The following is a 25874-nucleotide window of genomic DNA, read 5'->3' as shown; positions in this document are numbered from 1 at the left end:
ACAACAAAACGCAGAAGGATACGCTACGCTTTGTAAACCAGCCTGCGGCAAGCGTTTCTACCTCTTCTGCGGACGTCGCCACCATAACACCGGGGAAGCCACTATGACCCACAGTCATGAAGATGATGTGAAAATGCTGCTGTCTGCGTTTGAGCAACGTCTCGAACAACTTTTGCCTGCGGGAGAGCAGGAAGGGCAGGTCTATGCGGCCATGCGCGATGCCACGCTTGTCGCGGGCAAGCGCATGCGCCCTCTGTTGCTGCTGCTGGCGGCGCGGGATATGGGCTACAAAACAGAGCCGACGGGCATTCTCGATCTGGCCTGCGCCATTGAGATGGTCCATGTCGCCTCCCTGATCCTGGATGACATGCCCTGCATGGACAACGCTACGCTCCGCCGCGGGCGGCCTACGGTTCACTACCAGTATGGCGAACACGTGGCGATTCTGGCGGCGGTGGCGCTGCTCAGTCACGCTTTTTGCGTCATCTCCCGCACGCCTTCGCTGACCCACGAGGCAAAAGCGCGGGCGATTGCTGAGCTCTCTGCCTCCGTGGGGCATATGGGGCTGGTGCAGGGACAATTCCGCGATCTCAATGAGGCTCGCCAGAACCGAAACACCGATGAGATCCTCCTGACCAATGAGCTGAAAACCAGCAGCCTGTTTAACGCCACCCTGCAACTGGCGGCGATTGCGGCCGACGCGCCACCTCCGGTCAGCGAACGGTTGCGCTTTTTTGCCCGCGATCTTGGCCAGGCCTTTCAGCTGATTGATGACCTGACCGATGGCTCCAGTGCCAACGGCAAAGATCCGCATCAGGATAAAGACAAATCGACGCTGGTTGCCGTGCTCGGGGCAGAGAGTGTCTTCCTGCGGCTGCGCGAGCACGTGCGCAGCGCCGATCAGCATATTGCTACCGCCTGTCAGCCGGGAAATACCGCCCGCTACTATGTTCACATCTGGTTTGAAAAACAGCTGACGCTTATCAGCCAGAGCCTGTCATTATCCCTGTCGGAGTGTCAATGAGCAGCCTGTCGCAACGTAAAAGCGATCATCTCGATATCGTCCTTAACAGCACGCCCGGCGTAAAAAAGTGTACCAGCGGCTTTGAAAAATGGCGCTTCGGGCATTGCGCACTGCCCGAACTGCATCTTGATGAGATTGACCTCTCGACCCCGCTGTTTGGCCGAACCCTGAACGCGCCGCTGCTGATAAGCTCCATGACCGGCGGCACCCGCCGGGCGAGCCAGATTAACCAACACCTTGCCACCGCCGCCCAGACGCTGGGGCTGGCGATGGGGGTGGGCTCCCAGCGCGTGGCGCTGGAGAGTGACGCCAGGTATGGCCTGACGCGCGAACTCCGAGCCGTTGCCCCGGACATTGTGCTGATGGCGAACCTCGGCGCGGCGCAAATCGCGGGACCACAGGGGCTGGATTATGCCAAACGGGCCGTCGAGACCCTTGCGGCGGATGCGCTCATCATCCACCTTAACCCCCTGCAGGAGGCGCTGCAGCACGGCGGGGATCGCAACTGGTGCGGCGTCATCGATGCCATCCATCGCACCGTCGAGGCGCTGCATGTGCCGGTGGTGGTCAAAGAGGTGGGCAACGGGATTTCGGTACCGGTGGCCCGCAAGCTGGTCGCGGCAGGTGTGGCGATGCTGGATGTCGCCGGTGCCGGGGGCACCAGCTGGGCGGCGGTTGAGGGCGAACGCGCCGTTAATGCCCACGACCGGGCGGTGGCGATGGCCTTTGCCGACTGGGGGATCCCGACCGCAACGGCGCTCCAGGATCTGCATCAGGCGCTGCCCGATATGCCGCTGGTGGCCTCAGGCGGGATCGCCAACGGCATTGAGGTGGCAAAAGCGATCCGCTTAGGCGCAAGCCTGGTGGGGCAGGCGGCCGGCGTGCTGCAAAGCGCGTTAACCTCCAGCGAGGCGGTTATCGACCATTTTCAGGTGATTATCGACCAGCTGCGCGTCGCCTGCTTCTGCACCGGCAGTGCAAACCTGGCCCAGCTGCGTCAGGCCACGCTGGTGGCGCAAACGTAATGGCGCCAGCATGGGATATCATCTTAGCGGGCGGCGGACTGGCCAACGGGCTGATCGCCTTACGCCTGCGACAGCTACAGCCGGCGCTGCGCGTACTGCTTCTTGAGGCTGACAGTAAGCCTGGCGGGAATCACACCTGGTCTTTTCACGAGGGCGACATTACTCCGGAACAGCATCGCTGGGTTGCCCCGCTGGTAGCTCACCGCTGGCAGGGGTATGACGTCCGCTTTCCGGACCTGAACCGCACCCTTGCCGGGGACTATCTCAGCATCACCTCCGAACGTTTTGCCGAGGTGTTGACCGCGACCTGCGGCGACAATCTGCATACCCGCGTCGCAGTCACCGCGCTCACCCCGACGTCGGTGACGCTTGCTGACGGCACCACGCTCCAGGCCCGGGCGGTCATTGATGGTCGGGGCTACATGGCGGACAGGCATCTTACTACCGGCAGCCAGTCTTTCCTCGGCCAGCAGTGGCGTCTGAGCGAGCCCCATGGCCTGACCCGGCCCATCCTGATGGATGCCACGGTCAATCAGCAGGGCGGGTATCGCTTTGTCTACACGCTGCCGCTTTCCGCCACCGAACTCTTGATCGAAGATACTCACTACGTTGACGCCGCCCGACTGGATGCTGGCGTTGCGCGGCAAAACATCGCCGATTATGCCCGCGAGCAGTGCTGGGCGCTGGCGCATCTTGAGCGCGAAGAGCAGGGCGACCTCCCCATTATGCTGGCGGGCGATTTCCCGGCCTTCTGGCAGGGGCGAGACAAACAGCCCTGCAGCGGCCTGCGCGCCGGGCTGTTTCATGCCACCACCGGCTATTCTCTGCCTCACGCGGTGGCGCTGGCCGAGGCTATTGCCGCAAGCGCGGATAGCAGCGCAGCCGCGCTTTTTTCCGTTATCCATCGCTACTCCCTGCGCCAGTGGCGCGAGCAGCGCTTTTTCCGCTCCCTCAACCGCATGCTCTTCCTGGCGGGGGATGCCGATAAGCGCTGGCAGGTGATGCAGCGGTTTTACTCTCTTAACGAAGGGCTGATTGCCCGCTTTTACGCCGGAAACATTACTCTGGCCGATAAAGCGCGGATCCTGGCAGGCAAGCCCCCGGTACCCGTCGGCGAAGCGATGCTCGCCATACTGAAACTCACTCCCCGGATGCGAGCGTTTCACCATGAATAAAACAGTGATTATTGGCGCCGGTTTTGGCGGATTAGCGCTGGCCATTCGGCTACAGGCGCAGGGCATCAACACGCTTCTGCTGGAGCAGCGGGATAAGCCCGGCGGACGCGCTTATGTTTATCACGACGAGGGATTCACCTTCGACGCCGGGCCGACGGTGATAACCGATCCCAGCGCCATCGAAGAGCTCTTTACCCTGGCCGGTAAACGCATGGCCGATTATGTCGAGCTGCTGCCGGTGACCCCGTTCTATCGCCTCTGCTGGGAGACGGGAGAAGTCTTTGATTACGACAACGTGCAGACCCGGCTGGAAGAGCAGATAAGACGATTTAACCCGCGCGATGTAGAGGGCTACCGCAAGTTTCACGCTTATTCGCGGGAGGTGTTTAACGAGGGCTATCTCAAGCTTGGCACGGTGCCGTTCCTCTCTTTTCGCGACATGCTTCGCGCCGGGCCGCAGCTTACCCGCCTTCAGGCCTGGCGCAGCGTCTACAGCATGGTCTCCCGCTTTATCGAGAACGAACAGTTGCGCCAGGCGTTCTCGTTTCATTCCCTGCTGGTGGGGGGCAATCCCTTCGCCACCTCGTCCATTTACACCCTGATCCACGCCCTTGAACGGGAGTGGGGCGTCTGGTTTGCCCGGGGCGGCACCGGGGCGCTGGTGCAGGGGCTGGTGAAGCTCTACCAGGATCTGGGCGGCGAGCTACAGTTGAATGCGGAGGTGACCCGGCTGCAGGCAGACGGCGATCGTATCAGCGCCGTCACGCTAAAAGATGGGCGGACGATCCCTGTCGCGGCGGTGGCCTCCAATGCCGACGTGGTGCATACCTATGAAAAGCTGCTGGGACATCATCCCACAGGGGCGGCGCGCGCGGCCTCGCTTAAGCGCAAACGGATGAGTAACTCCCTGTTTGTGCTCTATTTTGGCCTCAACAAGCAGCACGATCTGGCCCACCACACCGTCTGTTTCGGGCCGCGCTATAAAGCGCTTATCGACGAGATATTTAATAAAAACGCCCTGGCGGAGGATTTTTCCCTCTACCTGCATGCCCCCTGCGTCACCGACCCCTCCCTGGCCCCGCCGGGCTGCGGCAGCTACTACGTGTTAGCGCCTGTGCCGCATCTGGGGACGGCGGATCTCGACTGGAACGTTGAGGGGCCGCGCCTGCGCGACAGGATTTTTGCCTATCTCGAAGCCCACTACATGCCAGGGCTGCGCAGCCAGCTGGTGACTCACCGCATGTTTACCCCGTTTGATTTTCGCGACCAGCTTGGGGCGCATCTGGGCTCCGCCTTTTCGGTGGAACCGATCCTGCGCCAGAGCGCCTGGTTCCGGCCGCACAATCGCGACAGCCGCATCCCCAACCTCTACCTGGTCGGGGCGGGCACCCACCCAGGCGCCGGTATTCCCGGGGTGATCGGCTCGGCCAAAGCAACGGCAGGACTGATGCTGGAGGCGCTTTCCCGATGAACACAACCCTGATGGATCACGCCACCGACACCATCGCCGTGGGGTCAAAAAGTTTTGCCACCGCCGCGAAGCTGTTTGATCCCGCCACCCGGCGCAGCGTGCTGATGCTTTACGCCTGGTGCCGCTATTGCGACGACGTGATCGACGGGCAGGAGCTGGGGTTTAACGTCACTCCTGTAGAGCTCACCCCGGCAGAGCAGCGTCTTGAGATGCTCAAACGCCAGACCCTGCGCGCCTGGGAGGGGGGCGAGATGCATGAACCCGCCTTTGCCGCCTTTCAGGAGGTGGCGCTAGGGCACAACATCCCGCTCCAGCTGGCTTACGATCATCTGGATGGCTTTGCCATGGACGTGCGCGAGACCCATTACGAGACCTTCGATGACACCCTGCAATACTGCTATCGCGTGGCGGGGGTGGTGGGGCTGATGATGGCGAGGGTGATGGGCGTCCGTGATGAAGCGGTGCTCGATCGCGCCTGCGATTTAGGCCTGGCGTTTCAGCTGACCAATATCGCCCGGGATATTGTCGAGGATGCCCGGGTTGGTCGCTGCTATCTGCCGGCCCGGTGGCTGGCGGAGGCGGACATCGACCCGGCGGCAATGACCTCACCCCAGATGCGCCAACCCCTCGCGGGCATTGCCCAGAGGCTGGTGGCCGAAGCCGAACCTTACTATGCCTCTGCCCGGCAAGGTCTGGCCGGGCTACCGCTGCGATCCGCATGGGCAATTGCCTCGGCGCACGGGGTCTACCGTGAAATTGGCGTGAAGGTGAGCGCGGCGGGTGCCCGCGCCTGGGATAATCGACAGGGCACCAGTTCGGTGGAAAAATCGGGATTACTGCTAAAAGGCGCCTTGCTGGCGCTTACTTCTCGTTTTGCGACGCCGTCGCCGCGTCCGGCTCAGCTCTGGCAGCGCCCTCGCTAGCCGCGCGACGCGCCTTGCGCTGGCGTAACGTCGCCTGCAATTTTTCTACCGGCGGGGCATAGAGAAAACCAAAGGAGACGCAGTCCTCTTTGCCCCGCACCGCATGGTGCAGACGGTGCGCCAGATAGAGACGCTTGAGATAACCTTTGCGCGGGATATAGCGAAACGGCCAGCGCTGATGCACCAGCCCATCATGCACCATAAAGTAGAGCGCGCCGTAGGCCGTCATCCCGGCACCAATCCACTGCAGCGGCCACAGGCCCCACGTTCCCAGTGCAATCAGCACAATCGCCAGCACGGCGAATACCACGGCGTAAAGATCGTTCACCTCAAACCAGCCTGTGCGCGGCTCGTGGTGCGATTCATGCCATCCCCAACCCCAGCCGTGCATGATGTACTTGTGGGAAAGAGCGGCGACGAGTTCCATGGCGGCAACGGTTAAAAGCACGATCACGGTGTTGTACAACGCGAGCATTGGGGCTCCTTGGGCTCGGGAAAATTGATCTGGCTGATTAAGCGTAACACTTATTTGGAGCAAGGGTGGGGGCAAGCAATAAAGGGCTTTGCGAAAGGGCTGGTACAGGGTTTCAGGCAACAAAAAACCCATCAACCTTGAACCAAAACGGCGGGGTTGATGGGCTCCACAAATTGGGGACATCAAAGAAAAGCAGTGGCAATAGTTATGACTGACGTCTGGCAGAAAAGTTCTGCGCATAGCGAAAATTTTTTCGTCATTGCGCAAAAATTTTTTATCCCAGACCCGGCCAGATGATGATGATTAGCGTCCCCGCGAGGGTTAACAATACGTTAGCGATGGCATAGGTGCCCGCGTAGCCCAGCGCCGGAATGTTGCTGCGCGCGGTATCGCTGATGATTTCCATCGCAGGCGCACAGGTTCGCGCCCCCATCATGGCGCCAAACAGCATGGCGCGGTTCATACGCAGCACGTAGGCACCGAACAGGAAACAGATCACCACCGGCACCAGGCTGACGATCAGCCCTGCCACCAGCATCTGCCAGCCCACCGCGCCCAGGCTGTGGCCAATGCCGCTACCTGCGCTTAAGCCGACACCCGCCATAAACACCATCAGGCCAAACTCTTTCACCATGTTCAGCGCCCCCTGGGGGATATAGCCGAAGGTAGGGTGGTTGGCGCGCAGGAAGCCGAGCATGATCCCGGCGAACAGCAGGCCGGCAGCGTTGCCGATGCCAAAGCTGAAATTGCTGAACTGGAAGGTGATCATCCCAATCATCAGGCCGACGATAAAGAATGCGCAGAAGGCGAGCAGGTCGGTCACCTGGCTGTGAATGGAGATAAAGCCGATGCGGTCGGCAACGGTCTTCACGCGGCGCGTGTCGCCGCTCACCTGCAACACGTCGCCTTTGTTCAGCACGATGTTGTCATCGATAGGCATCTCGATCTGGCTGCGGATCACCCGGTTGAGGAAGCAGCCGTGGTCGGTCAGTTTAAGCTGTCCCAGGCGGCGGCCCACGGCGTTGTGGTTTTTCACCACGATCTCTTCGGTGACGATGCGCATGTCCAGCAGGTCGCGGTCGAAGACCTCTTTGCCGTTACGGAAGCTCGGGTCGAGACGGGCGTGCGCATCCGGATAACCCACCAGGGCGATATCGTCCCCCATCTGCAACACCGCGTCGCCGTCCGGGTTCGCCAGAATGCCGTTACGGCGGATGCGTTCGATATAGCAGCCGGTCTGGCGATAAATGCCCAGCTCGCGCAGGTTTTTACCGTCTGCCCAGGCCACCAGCTCCGGGCCGACACGGTAGGCGCGGATCACCGGGAGGTAGACTTTGCGTTTGCTGTCCGTATCCAGACCGCGTTCGCGGGCGATTTGCTGGGCGCTGGTCTGCAGATCCTGATGCTGTAACTTCGGCAGATAGCGAGCCCCCACGATCAGGCTCACCAGACCAATCAGATAGGTCAGGGCATAGCCGAGGCTGAGGTGATCTAACGCCATAGAGAGCTGGGCGTTATCCAGCCCCAGATGGCGCAGCGTATCTCCCGCGCCAACCAGCACCGGCGTGGAGGTCATCGAACCGGCCAGCATGCCCGCCGTCAGGCCGATATCCCAGCCAAACAGTTTGCCTAAGCCTAACGCAATCAGCAGGGCGCTGCCGACCATCACCAGCGCCAGCATCAGGTAATTTTTGCCGTCGCGGAAGAAAATAGAAAAAAAGTTAGGTCCGGCTTCAACACCGACGCAAAAAATAAACAGCATAAAGCCCAGATTAAGGGCATCCGTGTTAATACTGAAATGCTGCTGGCCTAATAATAACGAGACGACTAAAACGCCAATAGAATTACCAAGTTGGATTGATCCCAGGCGTAATTTACCCAGGCACAGGCCCAGCGCCAGTACCACAAATAATAGCAGGATGTAATTCCCGTTTAACAATTCTGCGACGTTTATGTTCACGAAGGATAACTTCTTGTTTACCAGTAAGTGGTTGAAGGGACAGGTGATTTAGGCTACTGTTTTCCCGGTGTTGAGGAGCGCTGCGGCTCCCGGCCGCACACTATAATATATATCGAATAATAATACCAAACTATTACTTTATTTATAACAGACAGCAACATCTGCTCGTGATTGCGTAACGACGCGCCGTTCAGGCATGGAATGCCATATAAACCATCTGATTGTGCGTCCAGTGGACGAAAAATGAATTTGCCCGCGCTGTAGGGGGACGATTTGAATATTAAACGTAACTGGTTTGGGGTGGCTTGCTGTTTTTTACTTTTCACCGGCGTGTGCATCTGCCTGACGTTCAACGTAAGGGGGGCATTTATTGCCGCCGGGCGTCCTGAGCTGGGATTATTGTTCTTCACCTTGCCCGGTGCTGCCGCCAGTTTTGTCTCCCGCGGAGGAGAGGTCATCCGGCCGCTGCTCGGCGCAATACTCGCCGCGCCCCTCTGTCTGGTGGTGATGCGTCTGGTCTTTATCCCTTCACGCACGATTGTGCAGGAGATGGCCTGGCTGTTAAGTGGGGTCTTCTGGTGTGCGTTGGGGGCGCTGTTCTTTCTGTTCGTGCGCCGGGCGCTGGAGAACCGCCGGGCAAGAATAAAAACGCCCTCAGAGTGAGGGCGAGAAAGGCTTACTGGGCAGCAAACAGCCCGAGGTGTGCTTTGGCATAGGCTTCAAAATCGGTAAAGCCGCCGATGTGGGTCTGATCGAGGAAGATCTGCGGTACGGTTTCAACCGGCTTACCGACGGTTTTTTCCAGATCGGCTTTGGTGATGCCTTCGGCATGAATGTCTACGTAGCGGTAGTTAAAATCATCACGCTCGGCGGTCAGTTTTTCTGCCAGATCTTTAGCGCGCACACAGTAAGGGCAGCCTGGACGTCCAAAAATTACTGCAAACATGTTCTCTCTCCTGAAACGAAGCCTGACGGCGAATGACGCTATATTGCCGATAACTATCGGTAATGAAAAGCAGGTTCTGCCTGTTACATTGATACCTCCAGGCTATGTTTCGCCAATTACAGCCGCCTTTTCTTTGCCTATACTGGCGATATTGTCATTAACGCCCGTACAGAGAGACCGCATGACGCCCGTAATTGATCTGCTTCGTTCCCACCGTTCCATTCGCCATTTTACCGATCAACCCATCAGCGATGCCCAGCGTGAGGCCATTCTTGCCGGCGCGCAGGGAACCTCCAGCTCCAGCTTCCTCCAGTGCAGCTCCATCATCCGCATCACCGATCCCGCGATGCGTGAACAGCTGGTGACCCTCACCGGCGGGCAGAAGCACGTGGCCGAGGCGGCGGAATTCTGGGTCTTCTGCGCCGACTTCAACCGCCATCTGCAAATTTGCCCCGAAGCACAGCTGGGACTCGCCGAGCAGCTCCTGTTGGGCGTGGTGGATACCGCAATGCTGGCGCAGAACGCCATGACCGCGGCGGAGTCGCTGGGGCTGGGTGGGGTTTACATTGGCGGCATCCGCAACAGCATTGAGGCGGTGACCGAGCTGCTGCAGCTGCCGAAGCATGTCCTGCCGCTGTTTGGCCTCTGCCTGGGCTGGCCTGCGGATAACCCGGACGTCAAGCCGCGCCTGCCTGCGGCGATGGTGATGCATGAAAACCACTACCAACCGGTCGATAAAGCGGTGCTGGCGCAGTACGACGAGGAGCTGGCGAACTACTACCTCAGCCGCGCGACCAATAACCGCCGCGACACCTGGAGCGACCATATCCGGCGCACCATTATCAAAGAAAATCGTCCGTTTATTCTCGACTATTTGCACAAACAGGGCTGGGCGACGCGATAAGTCCATTCATCCTGCGCCTGCCTGCGTGTATGATACGCAGGCTTTTACCAGATCATGTCTGAGAGGTGCAGGGTGAAAATTGCCATATTGTCCCGGGATGGAACGCTCTGGTCGTGTAAACGCCTGCGTGAAGCGGCGCAGCAGCGCGGCCATCTGGTGGAAATCCTCGATCCGCTGTCCTGCTATATGAATATCAGCCCGGCGGCATCTTCTATTCACTATAAAGGGCGCCAGCTGCCGCATTTTGACGCGGTTATTCCGCGCATTGGCTCGGCTATCACCTTTTATGGCACCGCCGCGCTGCGCCAGTTTGAGCTGCTCGGCAGTTATCCGCTGAATGAATCCGTGGCGATCACCCGGGCGCGTGACAAACTACGCTCCCTGCAACTGCTGGCCCGCCAGGGAATCGACCTGCCGATCACCGGTATTGCCCATTCGCCCGACGACACCCACGATCTGATCGAGATGGTCGGCGGCGCGCCATTGGTGGTTAAACTGGTTGAAGGCACCCAGGGCATTGGCGTGGTACTGGCCGAAACCCGCCAGGCGGCAGAGAGCGTGGTGGATGCGTTTCGCGGCCTGAACGCGCACATTCTGGTGCAGGAGTACATTAAAGAGGCGAAAGGGCGCGATATTCGCTGCCTGGTGGTGGGCGATGAAGTGGTTGCGTCCATCGAGCGTCAGGCGAAAGAGGGCGATTTTCGCTCTAACCTGCATCGGGGCGGCGTAGCCCGGGTGGTGGAGATCACCCCACGCGAGCGGGAGATGGCCCTGCTGGCCGCCAGAACCCTGGGGCTGGACGTTGCCGGGGTCGATATCTTACGCGCCGACAGAGGGCCGCTGGTGATGGAAGTCAACGCCTCGCCAGGGCTGGAAGGCATTGAGAAAACCACCGGGATTGATATCGCCGGGAAGATGATCGGCTGGATTGAACGCCATGCCACGCCGGAGTTTTGCCTGAAAACGGGCGGATAACTGGCCTGCCGCGCCGTGTGGCCTGGGCCAGGCACTATTTTTTTGAAGGGGTTCCACCGTTATGGATTCACTTGTAGTACCGACACTTGATACGTTACGCCACTGGCTGGACAACATGGGCGTCAGCTTTTTTGAATGCGACACCTGCCAGGCGCTGCACCTGCCGCACATGCAAAACTTTGACGGCGTGTTCGATGCCAAGCTCGATCTGATCAATGACGTCATTCTTTTCTCCGCGCTGGCGGAGGTCAAACCCTCGGCGCTGCTGGCCTTAGCATCGGATTTGTCCGCCATCAATGCCAGTTCTTTGACGGTAAAAGCATTTCTCGATATACAGGATGATAATCTGCCAAAGCTGGTGGTTTGCCAGTCTTTATCCGCGTCCGTTGGGCTGACCTTCCCGCAGTTCGCGGCCTTTATCCAGCAGAGCGAAGAGCAGATCTCTATGGTGATGCTGGAAGCCAGCGCCCATCATCTGCTCTACAACGCCGAAGAGGGCGCTGAGCAGCCTGAATCTGCGGGCAATTTTCTGCACTAAAGCTGTCTGACATTTAGGCAGTCGCTGTTGTGGCGGCTGCATAACACCCGTTTTTCTGCTGACTTTAACCTTTCTTTAAAGAATTATTCACCGCCATCCCGCCAATTCGGCTTATCACATAGATACTTCTTGCATAAAAAATTGTTAAAAGGCGTTTTTTAATCTGAGCTATAGCTACGGAGACAAGCTACAGTTTATTCTTGCGATGCTGTTAAACGCGAGCAGATACAGCCACCTGAGTAACATCTTCTGCTACAGGCGGAGTGATAAATTATGCACGTTTCTTGCATAGGCTAAGAGTGTTCATTTTTAGTGCGTTTGTTAACGTGCTTTCAGAAGGATTAACGCTATGATCGCTTTAAATAAAAAATGGTTATCGGGTCTGGTTGCGGGCGCGCTGATGGCGGTCTCTGCAGGCTCGCTGGCGGCAGAGCAAAAAACGCTGCATATCTACAACTGGTCTGATTATATCGCCCCGGATACGGTGGCCAATTTTGAAAAAGAGACCGGGATTAAAGTCGTCTATGACGTCTTCGATTCTAACGAAGTGCTGGAAGGCAAACTGATGGCGGGCAGCACCGGCTTTGACCTGGTCGTACCGTCAGCCAGCTTCCTGGAACGTCAGCTCTCTGCGGGCGTGTTCCAGCCGCTGGATAAAAGCAAACTGCCGGACTGGAAAAACCTCGACCCTGAGCTGCTGAAGCTTATCGCCAAACACGATCCGGACAATAAATACGCCATGCCGTACATGTGGGCCACCACCGGCATTGGCTATAACGTCGAGAAAGTGAAACAGGTGCTGGGTGCCGATGCGCCGGTAAACAGCTGGGACCTGGTGCTGAAGCCAGAGAACCTCGAGAAGCTGAAAAGCTGCGGCGTGTCGTTCCTTGATGCGCCTGAAGAGATTTTTGCCACCGTCCTGAACTATCTCGGCAAAGATCCCAACAGCACCAAAGCGGATGACTACACCGGTCCGGCCACCGACCTGCTGCTGAAGCTGCGTCCAAATATCCGTTACTTCCACTCCTCCCAGTACATCAACGATCTGGCAAACGGCGATATCTGCGTAGCCATCGGTTGGGCAGGGGACGTGTGGCAGGCGGCGAACCGCGCGAAAGAGGCGAAAAACGGCGTGAATATCGCCTATTCAATCCCGAAAGAGGGGGCAATGGCCTTCTTTGACGTCTTCGCGATGCCAGCCGATGCAAAAAACAAAGAGGAAGCCTATCAGTTCCTGAACTATCTGCTGCGTCCGGAAGTTATCGCCCACATCTCTGACCACGTCTTCTATGCCAACGGCAACAAAGAGGCCACGAAACTTGTCAGCGCTGAAGTGCGTGATAACCCGGGGATCTACCCGCCGGCAGAGGTGCGCGCCAAGATGTTTACCCTGAGCGTGCAGGAGCCGAAAATTGACCGCGTCCGTACCCGGGCGTGGACGAAAGTGAAAAGCGGTAAATAACCGTTCGTCGTAGGCCGGGCAAGCGTAGCGCCCCCGGCAACAGGCGCACCGTTCTGGTGCGCCTGCACCATTTTGATTGATGCCGGAGAGCACCCCGTGAACGACGCGATCCCCCGCCCGCAGGCGAAAACCCGTAAAGCGCTGACCCCGCTGCTGGAAATCCGTAACCTGACCAAATCTTTTGATGGCCAGAATGCTGTGGATGATGTCAGCCTGACTATCTACAAAGGTGAAATTTTTGCTCTGCTTGGCGCATCTGGCTGCGGGAAATCGACCTTGCTGCGCATGCTCGCCGGGTTTGAACAGCCCAGCGCCGGGCAGATTATGCTGGATGGCGTCGACCTCTCCCGGGTGCCGCCCTATCAGCGCCCGATCAATATGATGTTCCAGTCTTATGCCCTCTTTCCGCACATGACCGTGGAGCAGAACATCGCCTTTGGCCTGAAGCAGGACAAACTGCCAAAAGCGGAAATCACCGCCCGCGTGGCCGAAATGCTGAGCCTGGTGCACATGCAGGAGTTTGCGAAGCGCAAGCCGCACCAGCTCTCCGGCGGCCAGCGTCAGCGCGTGGCCCTGGCCCGTAGCCTGGCGAAGCGGCCAAAGCTGCTGCTGCTCGATGAGCCGATGGGGGCGCTGGATAAAAAGCTGCGCGACCGTATGCAGCTGGAAGTGGTGGATATTCTCGAGCGCGTGGGCGTGACCTGCGTGATGGTAACCCACGACCAGGAAGAGGCGATGACCATGGCCGGGCGTATCGCCATCATGAACCGCGGCAAGTTCGTGCAGATTGGCGAGCCGGAAGAGATTTACGAGCACCCGACCACCCGCTACAGCGCCGAATTTATCGGCTCCATGAACGTATTTGAAGGGCTGCTGAAAAGCCGCGAAGAGGACGGGCTGGTGATTGACTCACCGGGGCTGATCCATCCCCTGAAAGTGGCGGCGGACAACTCGGTAGTGGATAACGTGCCGGTCTACGTGGCCCTGCGCCCGGAAAAAATCACCCTCTGCGAAGAGGCGCCCGCGGATGGCTACAACTTTGCCGTGGGGGAGGTGGTGCATATCGCCTACCTCGGCGATCTCTCTATCTACCATGTCCGCCTGAAGAGCGGGCAGATGATCAGTGCGCAATTGCAGAACACCTTCCGCTATCGCAAGGGGTTGCCAACCTGGGGTGACGAAGTGCGTCTGTGCTGGGAAGCCGATAGCTGCGTTGTGCTGACGGTATAAGGAAGGGCGATGAACAAACCTGAACCTGCGACCCGCGTAGCGGCGGGCATTGATACCAGCTGGCTGACCCGTATGCAGATGGCCCACGGGCGTAAGCTGGTAATCGCGCTGCCCTATCTGTGGCTGATCCTGCTGTTTCTGCTGCCGTTCCTGATTGTGTTCAAAATCAGCCTGGCGGAGATGGCGCGGGCGATACCACCCTACAGCGATCTGCTGGAGTGGGGGGACAGTCAGCTGTCGATCATGCTCAACCTGGGCAACTTCCTGCAACTGACCGAGGATCCGCTCTATTTTGAGGCCTATCTGCAGTCGTTGCAGGTCGCGGCTATCTCGACGATCTGCTGTCTGCTGCTGGCCTATCCGCTGGCGTGGGCGGTGGCGCACAGCAAGCCCTCAACGCGTAATATCCTGCTGTTGCTGGTGATTTTACCCTCGTGGACCTCGTTTTTGATCCGCGTTTATGCCTGGATGGGGATCCTGAAAAACAACGGCGTGCTGAATAACGTTCTGCTCTGGCTCGGGGTTATCGATCAACCGCTGACCATTCTGCACACCAATCTGGCGGTCTATATCGGCATTGTCTACGCCTATCTGCCGTTTATGGTGCTGCCTATCTACACCGCCCTGACGCGCATCGACTACTCGCTGGTGGAGGCGGCGCTGGATCTCGGTGCCCGTCCGATGAAAACCTTCTTCAGCGTGATAGTGCCGCTGACCAAAGGTGGGATTATCGCCGGGTCGATGCTGGTGTTTATCCCGGCGGTGGGAGAGTTTGTGATCCCGGAACTGCTCGGCGGCCCGGACAGCATCATGATTGGCCGCGTGCTCTGGCAGGAGTTCTTTAATAACCGCGACTGGCCGGTGGCCTCGGCGGTGGCGATCGTGATGTTGCTGCTGTTGATCGTGCCGATCATGTGGTTCCACAAGTACCAGCAGAAACAGATGGGAGATCACGGATGAACAATTTACCGGTAGTGCGCTCTCCGTGGCGGATCCTGATCCTGGTCCTCGGCTTTACCTTCCTGTACGCGCCGATGCTGATGCTGGTGATCTATTCCTTCAATAGCTCCAAGCTGGTGACGGTGTGGGCGGGCTGGTCAACGCGCTGGTACGGTGAGCTGTTCCGCGACGAGGCGATGATGAGCGCCGTGGGCCTGAGCCTGACCATTGCCGCCTGCGCGGCGACGATGGCGGCCATTCTGGGCACGATTGCCGCGGTGGTGATGGTGCGCTTTGGTCGTTTTCGCGGGGCCAACGGCTTCGCCTTTATGATCACTGCCCCGCTGGTGATGCCCGATGTCATCACCGGCCTGTCGCTGCTGCTGCTGTTTGTCGCCATGGGGCATGCCATCGGCTGGCCATCGGATCGCGGCATGCTCACCATCTGGCTGGCCCACGTCACCTTCTGTACCGCCTATGTGGCGGTGGTCATCTCCTCGCGCCTGCGCGAGCTGGACCACTCCATTGAAGAGGCGGCGATGGATCTCGGGGCGACGCCGCTGAAGGTTTTCTTCATCATCACCCTGCCGATGATCATGCCGGCAGTGATCTCCGGCTGGCTGCTGGCCTTTACCCTGTCGCTGGACGACCTGGTGATCGCCAGCTTTGTCTCCGGGCCGGGGGCCACCACGCTGCCGATGCTGGTCTTCTCCAGCGTGCGCATGGGGGTCAACCCGGAGATCAACGCCCTGGCGACGCTGATTCTCGGCGTGGTTGGCATCATCGGGCTGATTGCCTGGTATCTGATGGCGCGGTCTGAAAAACAGCGTCAGCGCGATATCCAGCGTGCAAGACGCGGCTGAAGCTCCTAAAATCTGCAAAGAAGCGAAATTAAGATGCCGCGTTATCGCGGCATCGTTTCATGGAAGACATCACGTTGGGATTTTTCACGAAAACAAGCCGTTCGCATGCCCGTCTGAACGTTCCTGCACTGGTGCAGGTGGCGGCGCTCGCCATTATCATGATCCGCTGCCTCGATGTGTTTATGATTTTCAATACGCTGGGGATGCGCGGGCTGAGCGAATTTGTTCACCGCAGCGTACAGACCTGGAGCCTGACGCTGGTCTTTTTCGCCAGCCTGATGCTGGTCTTTATCGAAATTTACTGCGCCTTTTCGCTGGTGAAAGGGCGTAACTGGGCGCGGATTATCTACCTGCTGACCCAGATCACCGCCACCGGCTATCTGTGGTCCGCCTCGCTGGGTTACGGCTATCCCGAGCTGTTCAGCATCCCTGGCGAGTCAAAGCGCGAGATTTTCCACACTCTGGTGATGCAAAAACTGCCCGACATCCTGGTGCTCGGCCTGCTGTTTGTGCCTGCGGCCAGCCGACGGTTTTTCCGTCTGCAATAACGTGTATAATCGCTGCCCCCAGACGTATTAAGGTTTCGTTATGCAGTGCGCACTCTATGATGCCGGTCGCTGTCGCTCCTGTCAGTGGATAGCGCAGCCGGTCTCTTCACAACTTTCCGCCAAAATGACCGATTTGCAGACGCTGCTCTCTGGCCTGCCGGTGGCGGAGTGGTGCGCGCCGGTCAGCGGGCCGGAACAGGCGTTTCGCAATAAAGCCAAAATGGTAGTCAGCGGCAGCGTCGAAAAACCGCTGCTCGGCATGCTGCACCGCGACGGCACCCCTGTCGATCTGACCGACTGCCCGCTCTATCCGGCCTCGTTCGCGCCGGTCTTTGCCGCCCTGAAACCCTTTATTGCCCGCGCGGGCCTGACGCCCTACAACGTGGAACGCAAGCGCGGCGAGTTAAAGTACATTCTGCTCACCGAAAGCCAGCTTGATGGCGGGATGATGCTGCGCTTTGTGCTGCGCTCAGAGGCCAAGCTACCCCAGCTGCGCGCGGCGCTGCCGTGGCTACAGGAACAGCTGCCGCAGCTGAAGGTGATTACCGCCAATATTCAGCCGGTGCATATGGCGATCATGGAAGGGGAAGAGGAGATCTTCCTCACCGACGCTCAGGCGCTGGCAGAGCGTTTTAACGACGTGCCGCTGTGGATCCGCCCGAAGAGCTTCTTCCAGACCAACCCGACCGTGGCAAGCGAGCTGTACGCCACCGCACGCGACTGGGTGCGTGGTCTGCCGGTTAACCATATGTGGGATCTCTTCTGCGGCGTCGGCGGCTTTGGCCTGCACTGCGCCACCCCGCAGATGCAGCTGACCGGGATTGAGATCTCCGCCGAGGCGATCGCCTGTGCCACTCAGTCCGCCGCGGAGCTGGGGCTGACGAATCTGCACTTCCAGGCGCTCGATTCGACGCAGTTTGCCACCGGCCAGGGCAACGTGCCGGAGCTGGTGCTGGTAAACCCGCCGCGCCGCGGTATCGGTAGGGCGCTGTGTGACTACCTGAGCCAGATGGCGCCAGAGTTTATTATCTACTCCAGCTGCAACGCCCAGACGATGGCGAAAGACATTCGCGACCTGCCCGGTTACCGGATTGCGCGGGTGCAGCTGTTCGATATGTTCCCGCACACTGCGCACTATGAAGTGCTGACGCTATTAGTTAAATCCTGAGACCTTGCCCGGCGGCGCTACGCTTGCACGGGCCTACGGTTTCCCAGGCCGGGTAAGGCGTAGCCGCCACCCGGCGACAATCTTAAACAAAATGTGAACGTTTCCCTCCCCGGAAATCGGGTAAGCTTTAGCAGTTAAGATTCAATAAGGCTGACCGATGAAGCACATCCTGCTGGTGGAGGATGACGGCGATATCGCCGCATTACTGCGCCTCAATTTAGAAGACGAAGGTTACGTGATTACCCATGAAGCGGACGGGGGCAGGGCGCAGCAGCTGCTCGGGCAACCTCACTGGGACGCGGTGATCCTCGATCTGATGCTGCCCAACGTTGACGGGCTGACCCTCTGTAGAACGATCCGCGCCCGGGACCACTACCTGCCGGTGATTATCATCAGCGCCCGCAGCAGCGAAACCGAGCGTATTCTGGGCCTGGAAACCGGGGCCGATGACTATCTGGCTAAACCCTTCTCGGTGCAGGAGCTGGTGGCGCGCATCCGGGCGCTGTTCCGTCGTCAGCAGGCGATGGGGCAGCAAACGTCCGGGCTGATTAATGCCCACGGCCTGACCATCGACCCGCTGGCCCGCAGTGTGCTGCTGCGCGGCGAGGTGGTTGACCTGACGCCGCGCGAGTTCGACTTACTTTACTTTTTTGCCCGCCATCCAGGCGAGGTCTTCTCCCGGCTCGCCCTGCTCGAACAGGTGTGGGGATACCAGCACGAAGGGTACGAGCACACCGTCAACACCCATATCAATCGTCTGCGGGTAAAAATTGAGAAAGATGCCGCCGAGCCGGAGATCATACGCACCGTCTGGGGTAAAGGCTATCTGTTTGCGGAACGCCCGCTATGATCCGCCGTCTCACCCTGATCTTCATCCTCCTGCTGACAGGCTGTGCGGCGGTGGCCTGCGCGGTGCAGCTCTGGACCAGCATGCAGTATGGCAACGCCATGGTGCAGCGCCTCTCCGGTGGGCTGGCGCAGCACATTGCCCAGCGCGAAACCCTGCTGGATGCACACGGGCAGGTGGATCGCTCCCGTCTCAAGCCGCTGTTCGACAGGCTGATGACCTACAACCCCAGCGTGGAACTCTACATCCTCTCCCCGGACGGGCAGATCCTTGCCGATGCCGCGCCGCCGGGGCATATCAAACGCCAGCGCCTCGCCGTTGCGCCGGTACAGCAGTTCCTGAGCGGCGGGATGATGCCGGTCTACGGCGACGACCCGCGCAGCCTGACGGGAGAGAAGGTCTTTAGCGCCGTGCCGCTGCATCAGGACGGCGTGCTGCGCGGCTATCTCTACATCATTTTGCAGGGTGAAGAGCTGAATGCGCTGGCGGAACAGGCATGGCAGAAAACGCTCTGGAGCACGGTGCTCTGGTCGCTGCTGCTGGTGGCCCTTTTCGGCGCGCTGGCGGGCGGCCTGGTCTGGTACTGGGTGACCCGGCCGGTGAAGCAGTTAACCGACGAGGTGAGCGGCCTGGATCGCGAGAGTATGCACGTCATCAAGCAGCTTGCCACCCAGCCCATACAGACCGCGCCCTCTGATGAAGTGGCCCTGCTGCGCAACACCTTTATCGAACTGGCGCAGCAGATTGCCAGCCAGTGGGATCAGCTGGCCGACAGCGACCGGCAGCGCCGGGAGTTTATCGCCAATATCTCCCACGATCTGCGTACCCCGCTGACCGCGCTGCTGGGCTATCTGGAAACTTTGTCGCTGAAATCGGGTACGCTATCCGCAGAGGAGACGCAGCACTATCTCGCCATTGCCCTGCGTCAGGGGCATAAAGTGCGCCATCTGTCGCAGCAGCTGTTTGAGCTGGCGCGCCTTGAGCACGGCAGCATCAAGCCCCAGCGCGAGCGCTTTGCTATCGGGGAGCTCATCTCCGACGTGGCGCAAAAGTTTGACCTGGCGGTAGAGACGCGCAAGCTGCGGCTGCATATCGACGTGCCGCGCCAGCTGCCGATGATCAACGCCGATCTGTCGATGATCGAGCGGGTGGTCACCAATCTGCTGGATAACGCCATCCGGCATACGCCGCCGGGCGGTGAGATCGGGCTGAAAGTGTGGCTGGAGGGCGAGCAATTGCAGGTGGAAGTCAACGACAGCGGACCGGGGGTGGATGAACACCTGCGCGCCGATCTCTTTATGCGGCCTTCAGCGCTGAGCCAGCAGGCGTCGCGGGATAATCGCGGCGGGCTGGGGCTGTTGATCGTCAAAAGAATGCTGGAACTGCACGGCGGGGGGATCAGGCTGGTGGAGGCGGCGAAAGGGGCGCGTTTTCGCTTCTATGTGCCGTTATAAAAACGCCGGGTGGCGGCTTCGCCTGACCCGGCCTACAAAACCACAAACCGCACCATCCGTAGGCCCGGTAAGGCGTAGCCGCCACCGGGCATCAGACAGCACCATTCGCAGGCCGGGTAAGCATTAGCGCCACCCGGCAAAACAGGCTTACTGCGGGAACCACTGGTCGCTGATTTTCTGATACGTGCCGTCGGCTTTAATCGCTTTCAGGGCACCGTTCAGTTTCTCTACCAGGGCTTTGTTATCCGGACGAACTGCGATGCCCAGGCCGGTGCCGAAGTACTGCGGATCGGTCACTTTATCGGTGGCGGTACCCAGCTGCGGGTTGGTCTTCAGCCACTCGTTCACCACCGCGGTATCGCCAAACACGCCATCAATACGGCCATTTTTCAGGTCGATAATCGCATTCTGGTAGCTGTCATAGGCGACGGTTTTCACTTCCGGGTGCTTATCCTGGAGGTATTTCTGGTGCGTGGTGCCGTTTTCCATGCCGATGCGCTTGCCTTTCAGCTGCTCAAAGGAGGTGTACTGGCCTTTTTTGGCAATCACCACCGCGGAGTTAGCATAGTACGGCTCGGTGAAGGCGACCTGCTTGCTACGTTCCGGCGTGATATCCATGCCGGAGATCACCGCGTCATATTTTTTAAATTTCAGGGACGGGATCAGGCTGTCAAAGGCGTGGTTAGTAAAGGTGCACTCGGCCTGCATCTGCTTGCACAGCGCTTTCGCCAGGTCGATATCAAACCCGACAATCTGGTTGCTGGCATCCAGTGATTCGAACGGTGGATAGGTCGCAGAAACACCGAAGTTGATTTTATCGGCAGCAGAGGCGCCTGCGGCGAAGGTAGCGAGTAAAGCGGCCAGAACTAACTTTTTCATGATGAAGCTCCCGTCTGTCAATCTTGTCATTATGTGCCGTGTCTGCGGCTGGGAGTTACATTGCCACTTAATGAATTTGTATGCAATAAAAATGATTAAATATTAATTGGGAAATAAAAAAGACGGGAAGGTTTAAGGGCTTACCGTCTTTCTTAAATCAAACATATGCAGTTTTAATTGCGGCGTTCGAAGGCGAGGGCTCTGCGTTCAACCAGACGCATCAGCAGCGTCAGCAGGCCGTTGACGATGAGGTAGATAATACCTGCGGCGCCAAACACCATCACATCGTAGGTCCGACCGTACAGCAGCTGTCCGTGGCCCATCACCTCCATCAGGGTGATGGTGTAGGCCAGCGACGTACTCTTGAACACCAGCACCACTTCGTTGGAATATGACGAGAGGGCGCGTTTAAAGGCGTAGGGCAGGAGGATCGCCAGCGTATCTTTCTTGCTCATCCCCAGCGCGCCGCAGGACTGCCACTGGCCGTCCGGAATGGCGCGGATCGCACCGTAGAAGAGCTGCGTGGTATAGGCGGCACTGTTCAGCGAGAGGGCGAGCAGGGCGCAGAGCCACGGCTCCGAGAGCAGATGCCACAGCACCGGATATTCCTGCAGCGTCGGGAACTGGCCCGGGCCGTAATAAATCAGGAAGATCTGCACCAGCAGCGGCGTGCCGGTAAACAGGGTGATATAGCCACGCACAATCCACACCAGCACCGGCGTTTTGAGCGTCAGGATGATGGTAAAAATCAGCGCCAGGATTAGCGCCACGATAATCGAGGCCACCGTCAGCGTCAGGCTGGTATGCAGCCCTTTCATCAGTTCGGGTAAATACTCAAGCATCAGCCTGGTCTCCGTTCAAAACGCGTCGCACGCAGATCAATACGCTTGAGAATGTACTGACTGAGCAACGTGATCACCAGGTAGATGGCCGCCGCCACGATGTACCAGGTAAAAGGCTCCTGAGTACGGGTGGCAATGCTTTTGGTCTGCAGCATCAGGTCGTTAACGCTGATTAAGCTCACCAGCGCGGTGTCTTTCAGCAGCACCAGCCACTGGTTGCCGAGCCCCGGCAGGGCATGACGCCACATCTGCGGCATCACCAGACGGAAGAAAATGGCGGTTTTCGACAGCCCCAGCGCCTGACCAGACTCCCACTGTCCCACCGGCACCGCTTTCAGCGCGCCGCGCAGGGTTTGCGAGGCATAGGCGGAGTAGAGCAGGGAAAGGGCAATCACACCGCACAGGAACGGGCTGACGTCAAAGTTTTCAATCTGCATCTGAATCGGGATCTGCACCACGCCCAGATTGAGCGTAAAGCCGTCCGACAACATCAGCAGCAGCTGCGAGGAGCCAAAGTAAATAAACAGCACCACCAGAATTTCCGGCAGGCCGCGCAGCAAGGTCACCAGTGCTGAGCCGGCCCAGGCGACAGGTCGCCACTTAGCCGACTCCCACACGGCAAAGATCATCGCCAGCACCAGGCCGATGATCAGCGCACAAACGGCAAGGCCGACGGTCATCCCGGCGGCGCTTGCTAATGGAAAAATTTCGTTCATCAGATCTTACTTCTGGAACCATTTGTTGTAGATGGAATCGTAGGTGCCATCTTTCTTCACTTTTTCCAGCGCAGTGTTGAATTTCTGCTGCAGCTCGGTGTTGCCCTGACGAACAGCAATGCCAAGACCGGTGCCGAAGTAGTCTTTATCCGTCACTTTATCGCCCACCGCGGCCAGCTTGTCGTTCGCTTTCAGCCATTCGGTCACCACCGCGTTATCACCAAAGACGGCGTCGATACGGCCATTCTGCAGATCCAGACGGGCGTTCTGGTAGCTGTCGTAAGGCACGGTGGTGATTTCCGGGTGCTTATCCATGATGAATTTCTGGTGGGTGGTGCCGTTCTGCACGCCCACTTTCTTGCCTTTCAGCGCGTCGATAGAGGCATATTTACCCTTCTGACCGATGAACAGGGCGGAGTTCTCATAGTACGGCGTACTGAACAGAACCTGCTTCTCACGTTCCGGGGTGATGTCCATACCGGCCATCACCGCGTCGATACGACGGAATTTCAGGCTTGGGATCAGGCTGTCGAAAGACTGGTTGGAGAAGGTACAGGTGGCGTCGATCTCTTTACACAGGGCGTTCGCCAGATCCACGTCAAAGCCCACAATCTTGTTATTCGCATCCATAGACTCAAACGGAGGGTAGGAGGCTTCCGTGGCAAAACGGATGGTCTGTGCTGCGGTGGCAGAGAGGCTAACGCTGGCAAGCAGCGCGGCAATCACTATTTTTTTCATTGTCGTTCTCTCGGTTCGATTAGTGAGACAGATAATTTCTGAATGCATCGGTCTGCGGCTCGGCAAAGCAGCGCGCATCCCCTTGCTCCACAATATGACCGTTTTCCATATAGACCACACGGCTGGCGGTTTTACGCGCTACTTCCACCTCGTGAGTCACGATCACCTGGGTAATGTTGGTCTCCGCCAGCTCGCGAATGATACTGACGATCTGGGCAGTGATTTCCGGGTCGAGCGCGGCGGTGGGTTCATCAAACAGGAGAACCTGCGGCTCCATCATCAGGGCGCGGGCAATGGCCACACGCTGCTGCTGGCCCCCGGAAAGGTGCAGCGGATAACGGTCGCTGTAGGGCTTCAGGCGCAGACGTTCCAGCAGCTTCTCGGCACGTGCCAGCGCCTGCTCTTTTGACAGGCCCAGCACGCGGCACGGCGCTTCAATCAGGTTCTGCTGCACGGTGAGGTGCGGCCAGAGATTATATTGCTGAAAGACCATGCCGACATTCTGGCGCAAATCGCGGATCGCTTTCTCAGAAGGGGCTTTCGCAAAATTGAAGTGGTTGCCCGCAATATCCAGCGTACCGGAGCGGGGCATTTCAAGCAGATTAAGGACGCGAAGCAGCGAGCTTTTACCCGCGCCGCTGGGACCAAGCAGAACCAGCGTTTCGCCCTCAGGGCAATTCAGGGTGATGTCGAACAGCGCCTGGTGTGCGCCGTAAAAGCAGTTAATGCCGTTTAGTTGAATACTCATCGGGGCAGTCTTTACTCATCCAGGCAATCTATAGCAATTGAGGCCGCAAATAGTACCGTTGACAGAATAGTTATGCAATATAACTGCGTTAAAAGTTAAATATAAACCGTATCCATACCTAAACATAGCACAAAATAGCGGAAGGGCAGGTCGACGAGAATAAATGTCGGCATTCCTCACGAAATGCCAGACATTTTACGGGGTTTTCCCCTGGTTAACGGTCTGAAACGCGCGCGTTTAGCGGTTTTCAATCGACTGGCGCAGGGTGCCAGCCGGGGCGTGGACAGTGCCGCCCAGGTAGCGAACGTCGTCGATAGCCCAGCACTGACCTTCCCGGATCATCAACACTTCATCCTGCCAGGTCTGGCTACCCTGCGTCAGCTTGACGCGCAGCGGAATATTTCGCGCATCGGTATTCGGGATGGTCGATGCGCTGGAGACTTCTGCTTTTTCAGGCGCGGTGGTGCGGCTGGAGAAAGGATCGTCTTTCAGCAGGTTACGGTGCTGCGGATCGCGGCTGGCATCACTCAGCAGCTGGGCCAGGCCGTCGCTCAGGTAGGGGCGCAGGGCGGTGAGGTCATTGCTGCGGTGCGTAATGCGGTAGTCATAGAACTGTTGAGCCACGGCATCCGGCCCGCCGGTGATGCAACTGCCGCTGCGGGTACCGATCTCCTTAAAGGCCGGGGTGACTGGCGTTGTGCAGGCGCTGAGCAGCAGCGCGCAAGGCACTAAAAGCGTCAAAGCAGAATAGCGCATGATGATTTCCTTATTAGGCTGCAATAATTAACTAACCTTTAAATCATAGCGTAACGAGCAGATAATGATTTTGTTCTTAACCGCTTAGGCCCTTAACCGCGCAAAGGAGATCAGGATGCAATTTTCAACCACCCCCACTCTGGAAGGACAACCCATCAGCGAATACTGCGGCGTGGTGACCGGGGAAGCCATACTCGGCGCCAACGTCTTCCGCGACTTTTTTGCCGGCATCCGCGATATCGTGGGTGGCCGCTCCGGCGCCTATGAGAAAGAGCTGCGTAAAGCCCGTGAAATTGCCTTCAGGGAGATGGGCGAGCAGGCGAAGGCGATGGGGGCTGACGCGGTAGTGGGGATCGATATCGACTACGAAACCGTCGGCAAAGATGCCAGCATGCTGATGGTTAGCGTCAGCGGTACGGCGGTGAAAACGCGCCGATGAAGCAGGCTTTTGCGCCCCTCCTGCTGGCGCTGCTGCTGGCAGGCTGTGCGGCAGAAAAAGGGATTGTCGAGAAAGGGACCTATGAGCTGGACACCCGGCGTCAGGCGCAGGCGGCCTATCCGCGCGTTAAGGTGCTGGTTATCCATTACACCGCCGACGATTTTGACAGCTCGCTGGCTACCCTGACCGATAAAAACGTCAGCTCCCACTATTTGATCCCGGCGATCCCGCCCCTGCATAAAGGAAAACCGCGGATCTGGCAGCTGGTGCCGGAGCGGGATCTGGCCTGGCATGCCGGCGTCAGCTTCTGGCGTGGCGCCACGCGTATTAATGACACCTCTATTGGCATTGAGCTGGAAAACCGCGGCTGGCAAAAAATTAACGGCCAGAAACGCTTTGTTCCCTTCGAACCGGCGCAGATCGCTGCCCTGATCCCACTGGCGAAAGATATTATCCAGCGTTACGACATCAAACCCCAGAACGTGGTCGCCCACGCGGACATCGCCCCGCAGCGCAAGGACGATCCCGGTCCGTTGTTCCCCTGGCAGGCGCTGGCGCAGCAGGGGATAGGCGCCTGGCCGGATCCGGCCCGGGTGGCGTTTTATCTGAACGGGCAACCGCCTTATCAACCCGCAGACAGTGCCACACTCCTCAGTTTATTATCTCGCTACGGATATGATGTTCCAGATAATATTTCGCCCTCACAGCAAAAGCGCATTATTATGGCTTTTCAGATGCATTTCAGACCGCAAGTATGGAATGGTGTTTCTGATAGAGAAACAATTGCTATCGCCGAAGCGTTACTTGAAAAATATGGCCAGGGATAAGC

28 protein-coding genes are annotated in these 25874 nt (G+C 58.5%); 19 read left to right on the top strand and 9 right to left on the bottom strand.

Annotated elements, in window-relative coordinates; translation table 11 throughout:
• The first annotated feature begins 103 nt into the window (after nucleotides 1–103).
• From ACT3IC_RS02015 to crtB, 5 genes are read left to right on the top strand one after another with little or no spacing between them, the layout of a single operon-like run.
• The gene (locus ACT3IC_RS02015) at nucleotides 104–1024 is read left to right on the top strand and encodes a polyprenyl synthetase family protein (RefSeq protein WP_103178847.1); all 921 of its coding nucleotides are present in this window, start codon (nucleotides 104–106) and stop codon (nucleotides 1022–1024) included.
• Complete coding sequence (gene fni / locus ACT3IC_RS02010; RefSeq protein WP_103178848.1) at nucleotides 1021–2049, top strand: type 2 isopentenyl-diphosphate Delta-isomerase; 1029 nt, start codon at nucleotides 1021–1023, stop codon at nucleotides 2047–2049. Before ACT3IC_RS02015 ends, fni begins: the two co-directional genes overlap by 4 nt.
• Nucleotides 2049–3224 carry a lycopene beta-cyclase CrtY gene (gene crtY / locus ACT3IC_RS02005; RefSeq protein WP_103178849.1) on the top strand — a complete coding sequence of 392 codons (1176 nt, stop codon included), beginning with the start codon at nucleotides 2049–2051 and terminating at the stop codon, nucleotides 3222–3224. The genes fni and crtY overlap by 1 nt, the downstream gene beginning before the upstream one ends.
• On the top strand, nucleotides 3217–4695 hold the full coding sequence (locus ACT3IC_RS02000) for a phytoene desaturase (RefSeq protein ID WP_263951068.1): 1479 nt from the start codon (nucleotides 3217–3219) through the stop codon (nucleotides 4693–4695). Before crtY ends, ACT3IC_RS02000 begins: the two co-directional genes overlap by 8 nt.
• Entirely contained in the window at nucleotides 4692–5618 is a 927-nt protein-coding gene (crtB, locus tag ACT3IC_RS01995) for a 15-cis-phytoene synthase CrtB (RefSeq protein WP_103178851.1), read from the top strand. Before ACT3IC_RS02000 ends, crtB begins: the two co-directional genes overlap by 4 nt.
• Here the strand turns inward: crtB and ACT3IC_RS01990 are convergent.
• Together ACT3IC_RS01990 and ACT3IC_RS01985 are read right to left on the bottom strand one after the other, a co-directional pair.
• On the bottom strand, nucleotides 5557–6093 hold the full coding sequence (locus ACT3IC_RS01990) for a sterol desaturase family protein (RefSeq protein WP_103823447.1): 537 nt from the start codon (nucleotides 6091–6093) through the stop codon (nucleotides 5557–5559). The two genes, crtB and ACT3IC_RS01990, sit on opposite strands and share 62 nt — an antisense overlap.
• A gap of 274 nt (nucleotides 6094–6367) precedes the next feature.
• Complete coding sequence (locus ACT3IC_RS01985) at nucleotides 6368–8053, bottom strand: aspartate:alanine antiporter (protein ID WP_103178853.1); 1686 nt, start codon at nucleotides 8051–8053, stop codon at nucleotides 6368–6370.
• Between the two features lie 273 nt (nucleotides 8054–8326).
• Between ACT3IC_RS01985 and ACT3IC_RS01980 the strand changes: the two genes are divergently transcribed.
• Entirely contained in the window at nucleotides 8327–8716 is a 390-nt protein-coding gene (locus tag ACT3IC_RS01980; protein WP_103178854.1) for an inner membrane protein YbjM, read from the top strand.
• 13 nt (nucleotides 8717–8729) lie between these two features.
• Here ACT3IC_RS01980 and ACT3IC_RS01975 read toward each other — a convergent pair whose 3' ends face one another.
• Nucleotides 8730–8999: a GrxA family glutaredoxin gene (locus ACT3IC_RS01975; protein ID WP_103178855.1), complete on the bottom strand. Its 270-nt coding sequence runs from the start codon at nucleotides 8997–8999 to the stop codon at nucleotides 8730–8732.
• Between the two features lie 181 nt (nucleotides 9000–9180).
• Between ACT3IC_RS01975 and nfsA the strand changes: the two genes are divergently transcribed.
• From nfsA to ACT3IC_RS01920, 11 genes are all read left to right on the top strand, one after another.
• Nucleotides 9181–9903 (top strand): oxygen-insensitive NADPH nitroreductase, encoded by a 723-nt coding sequence (gene nfsA / locus ACT3IC_RS01970; RefSeq protein ID WP_103178856.1) that lies wholly within the window; start codon nucleotides 9181–9183, stop codon nucleotides 9901–9903.
• A 72-nt stretch (nucleotides 9904–9975) separates the two neighbouring features.
• Complete coding sequence (gene rimK / locus ACT3IC_RS01965; RefSeq protein WP_103178857.1) at nucleotides 9976–10878, top strand: 30S ribosomal protein S6--L-glutamate ligase; 903 nt, start codon at nucleotides 9976–9978, stop codon at nucleotides 10876–10878.
• A gap of 61 nt (nucleotides 10879–10939) precedes the next feature.
• Nucleotides 10940–11416, top strand: a complete 477-nt coding sequence (locus tag ACT3IC_RS01960) for a YbjN domain-containing protein (RefSeq protein WP_103178858.1) — start codon at nucleotides 10940–10942, stop codon at nucleotides 11414–11416.
• A gap of 349 nt (nucleotides 11417–11765) precedes the next feature.
• The gene (potF, locus tag ACT3IC_RS01955) at nucleotides 11766–12878 is read left to right on the top strand and encodes a spermidine/putrescine ABC transporter substrate-binding protein PotF (protein ID WP_103178859.1); all 1113 of its coding nucleotides are present in this window, start codon (nucleotides 11766–11768) and stop codon (nucleotides 12876–12878) included.
• A gap of 96 nt (nucleotides 12879–12974) precedes the next feature.
• On the top strand, nucleotides 12975–14108 hold the full coding sequence (potG, locus tag ACT3IC_RS01950; protein WP_103178860.1) for a putrescine ABC transporter ATP-binding subunit PotG: 1134 nt from the start codon (nucleotides 12975–12977) through the stop codon (nucleotides 14106–14108).
• A gap of 9 nt (nucleotides 14109–14117) precedes the next feature.
• Nucleotides 14118–15068 carry a putrescine ABC transporter permease PotH gene (potH, locus tag ACT3IC_RS01945; protein WP_103178861.1) on the top strand — a complete coding sequence of 317 codons (951 nt, stop codon included), beginning with the start codon at nucleotides 14118–14120 and terminating at the stop codon, nucleotides 15066–15068.
• On the top strand, nucleotides 15065–15910 hold the full coding sequence (gene potI / locus ACT3IC_RS01940; RefSeq protein ID WP_103178862.1) for a putrescine ABC transporter permease PotI: 846 nt from the start codon (nucleotides 15065–15067) through the stop codon (nucleotides 15908–15910). Before potH ends, potI begins: the two co-directional genes overlap by 4 nt.
• A 59-nt stretch (nucleotides 15911–15969) precedes the next feature.
• Complete coding sequence (locus ACT3IC_RS01935; RefSeq protein ID WP_103178863.1) at nucleotides 15970–16458, top strand: YbjO family protein; 489 nt, start codon at nucleotides 15970–15972, stop codon at nucleotides 16456–16458.
• Between the two features lie 40 nt (nucleotides 16459–16498).
• Nucleotides 16499–17626, top strand: a complete 1128-nt coding sequence (gene rlmC, locus ACT3IC_RS01930) for a 23S rRNA (uracil(747)-C(5))-methyltransferase RlmC (protein ID WP_156654179.1) — start codon at nucleotides 16499–16501, stop codon at nucleotides 17624–17626.
• Nucleotides 17627–17783: 157 nt separating this feature from the next.
• The gene (locus tag ACT3IC_RS01925; RefSeq protein WP_103178865.1) at nucleotides 17784–18476 is read left to right on the top strand and encodes a response regulator transcription factor; all 693 of its coding nucleotides are present in this window, start codon (nucleotides 17784–17786) and stop codon (nucleotides 18474–18476) included.
• Complete coding sequence (locus tag ACT3IC_RS01920; RefSeq protein WP_159339229.1) at nucleotides 18473–19927, top strand: sensor histidine kinase; 1455 nt, start codon at nucleotides 18473–18475, stop codon at nucleotides 19925–19927. Before ACT3IC_RS01925 ends, ACT3IC_RS01920 begins: the two co-directional genes overlap by 4 nt.
• A 147-nt stretch (nucleotides 19928–20074) precedes the next feature.
• Here the strand turns inward: ACT3IC_RS01920 and artJ are convergent, their stop codons facing one another.
• From artJ to ACT3IC_RS01890, 6 genes are all read right to left on the bottom strand, one after another.
• Nucleotides 20075–20806, bottom strand: a complete 732-nt coding sequence (gene artJ, locus ACT3IC_RS01915) for an arginine ABC transporter substrate-binding protein ArtJ (RefSeq protein ID WP_103823610.1) — start codon at nucleotides 20804–20806, stop codon at nucleotides 20075–20077.
• 173 nt (nucleotides 20807–20979) lie between these two features.
• The gene (gene artM / locus ACT3IC_RS01910) at nucleotides 20980–21648 is read right to left on the bottom strand and encodes an arginine ABC transporter permease ArtM (RefSeq protein ID WP_039029540.1); all 669 of its coding nucleotides are present in this window, start codon (nucleotides 21646–21648) and stop codon (nucleotides 20980–20982) included.
• Nucleotides 21648–22364 (bottom strand): arginine ABC transporter permease ArtQ, encoded by a 717-nt coding sequence (gene artQ / locus ACT3IC_RS01905; protein ID WP_156654181.1) that lies wholly within the window; start codon nucleotides 22362–22364, stop codon nucleotides 21648–21650. Before artQ ends, artM begins: the two co-directional genes overlap by 1 nt.
• Nucleotides 22365–22370: 6 nt before the next feature.
• The gene (gene artI, locus ACT3IC_RS01900) at nucleotides 22371–23102 is read right to left on the bottom strand and encodes an arginine ABC transporter substrate-binding protein ArtI (protein ID WP_103178869.1); all 732 of its coding nucleotides are present in this window, start codon (nucleotides 23100–23102) and stop codon (nucleotides 22371–22373) included.
• Between the two features lie 19 nt (nucleotides 23103–23121).
• Nucleotides 23122–23850 carry an arginine ABC transporter ATP-binding protein ArtP gene (gene artP / locus ACT3IC_RS01895; RefSeq protein ID WP_039029538.1) on the bottom strand — a complete coding sequence of 243 codons (729 nt, stop codon included), beginning with the start codon at nucleotides 23848–23850 and terminating at the stop codon, nucleotides 23122–23124.
• 237 nt (nucleotides 23851–24087) lie between these two features.
• On the bottom strand, nucleotides 24088–24606 hold the full coding sequence (locus tag ACT3IC_RS01890; RefSeq protein WP_156654182.1) for a lipoprotein: 519 nt from the start codon (nucleotides 24604–24606) through the stop codon (nucleotides 24088–24090).
• A 115-nt stretch (nucleotides 24607–24721) separates the two neighbouring features.
• Here ACT3IC_RS01890 and ACT3IC_RS01885 point away from each other — a divergent pair, with 115 nt between their 5' ends.
• Together ACT3IC_RS01885 and ACT3IC_RS01880 are read left to right on the top strand one after the other, a co-directional pair.
• Complete coding sequence (locus tag ACT3IC_RS01885; protein WP_103178871.1) at nucleotides 24722–25045, top strand: heavy metal-binding domain-containing protein; 324 nt, start codon at nucleotides 24722–24724, stop codon at nucleotides 25043–25045.
• Nucleotides 25042–25872 (top strand): N-acetylmuramoyl-L-alanine amidase, encoded by an 831-nt coding sequence (locus tag ACT3IC_RS01880; RefSeq protein WP_473475979.1) that lies wholly within the window; start codon nucleotides 25042–25044, stop codon nucleotides 25870–25872. The genes ACT3IC_RS01885 and ACT3IC_RS01880 overlap by 4 nt, the downstream gene beginning before the upstream one ends.
• Nucleotides 25873–25874: the final 2 nt, after the last annotated feature.

The sequence above is a fragment of the Leclercia sp. GHBNCSD genome (assembly GCF_055805075.1).
Note: the sequence above shows the minus strand (reverse complement) of the source record. Positions and strands in the feature narration are given on the sequence as shown.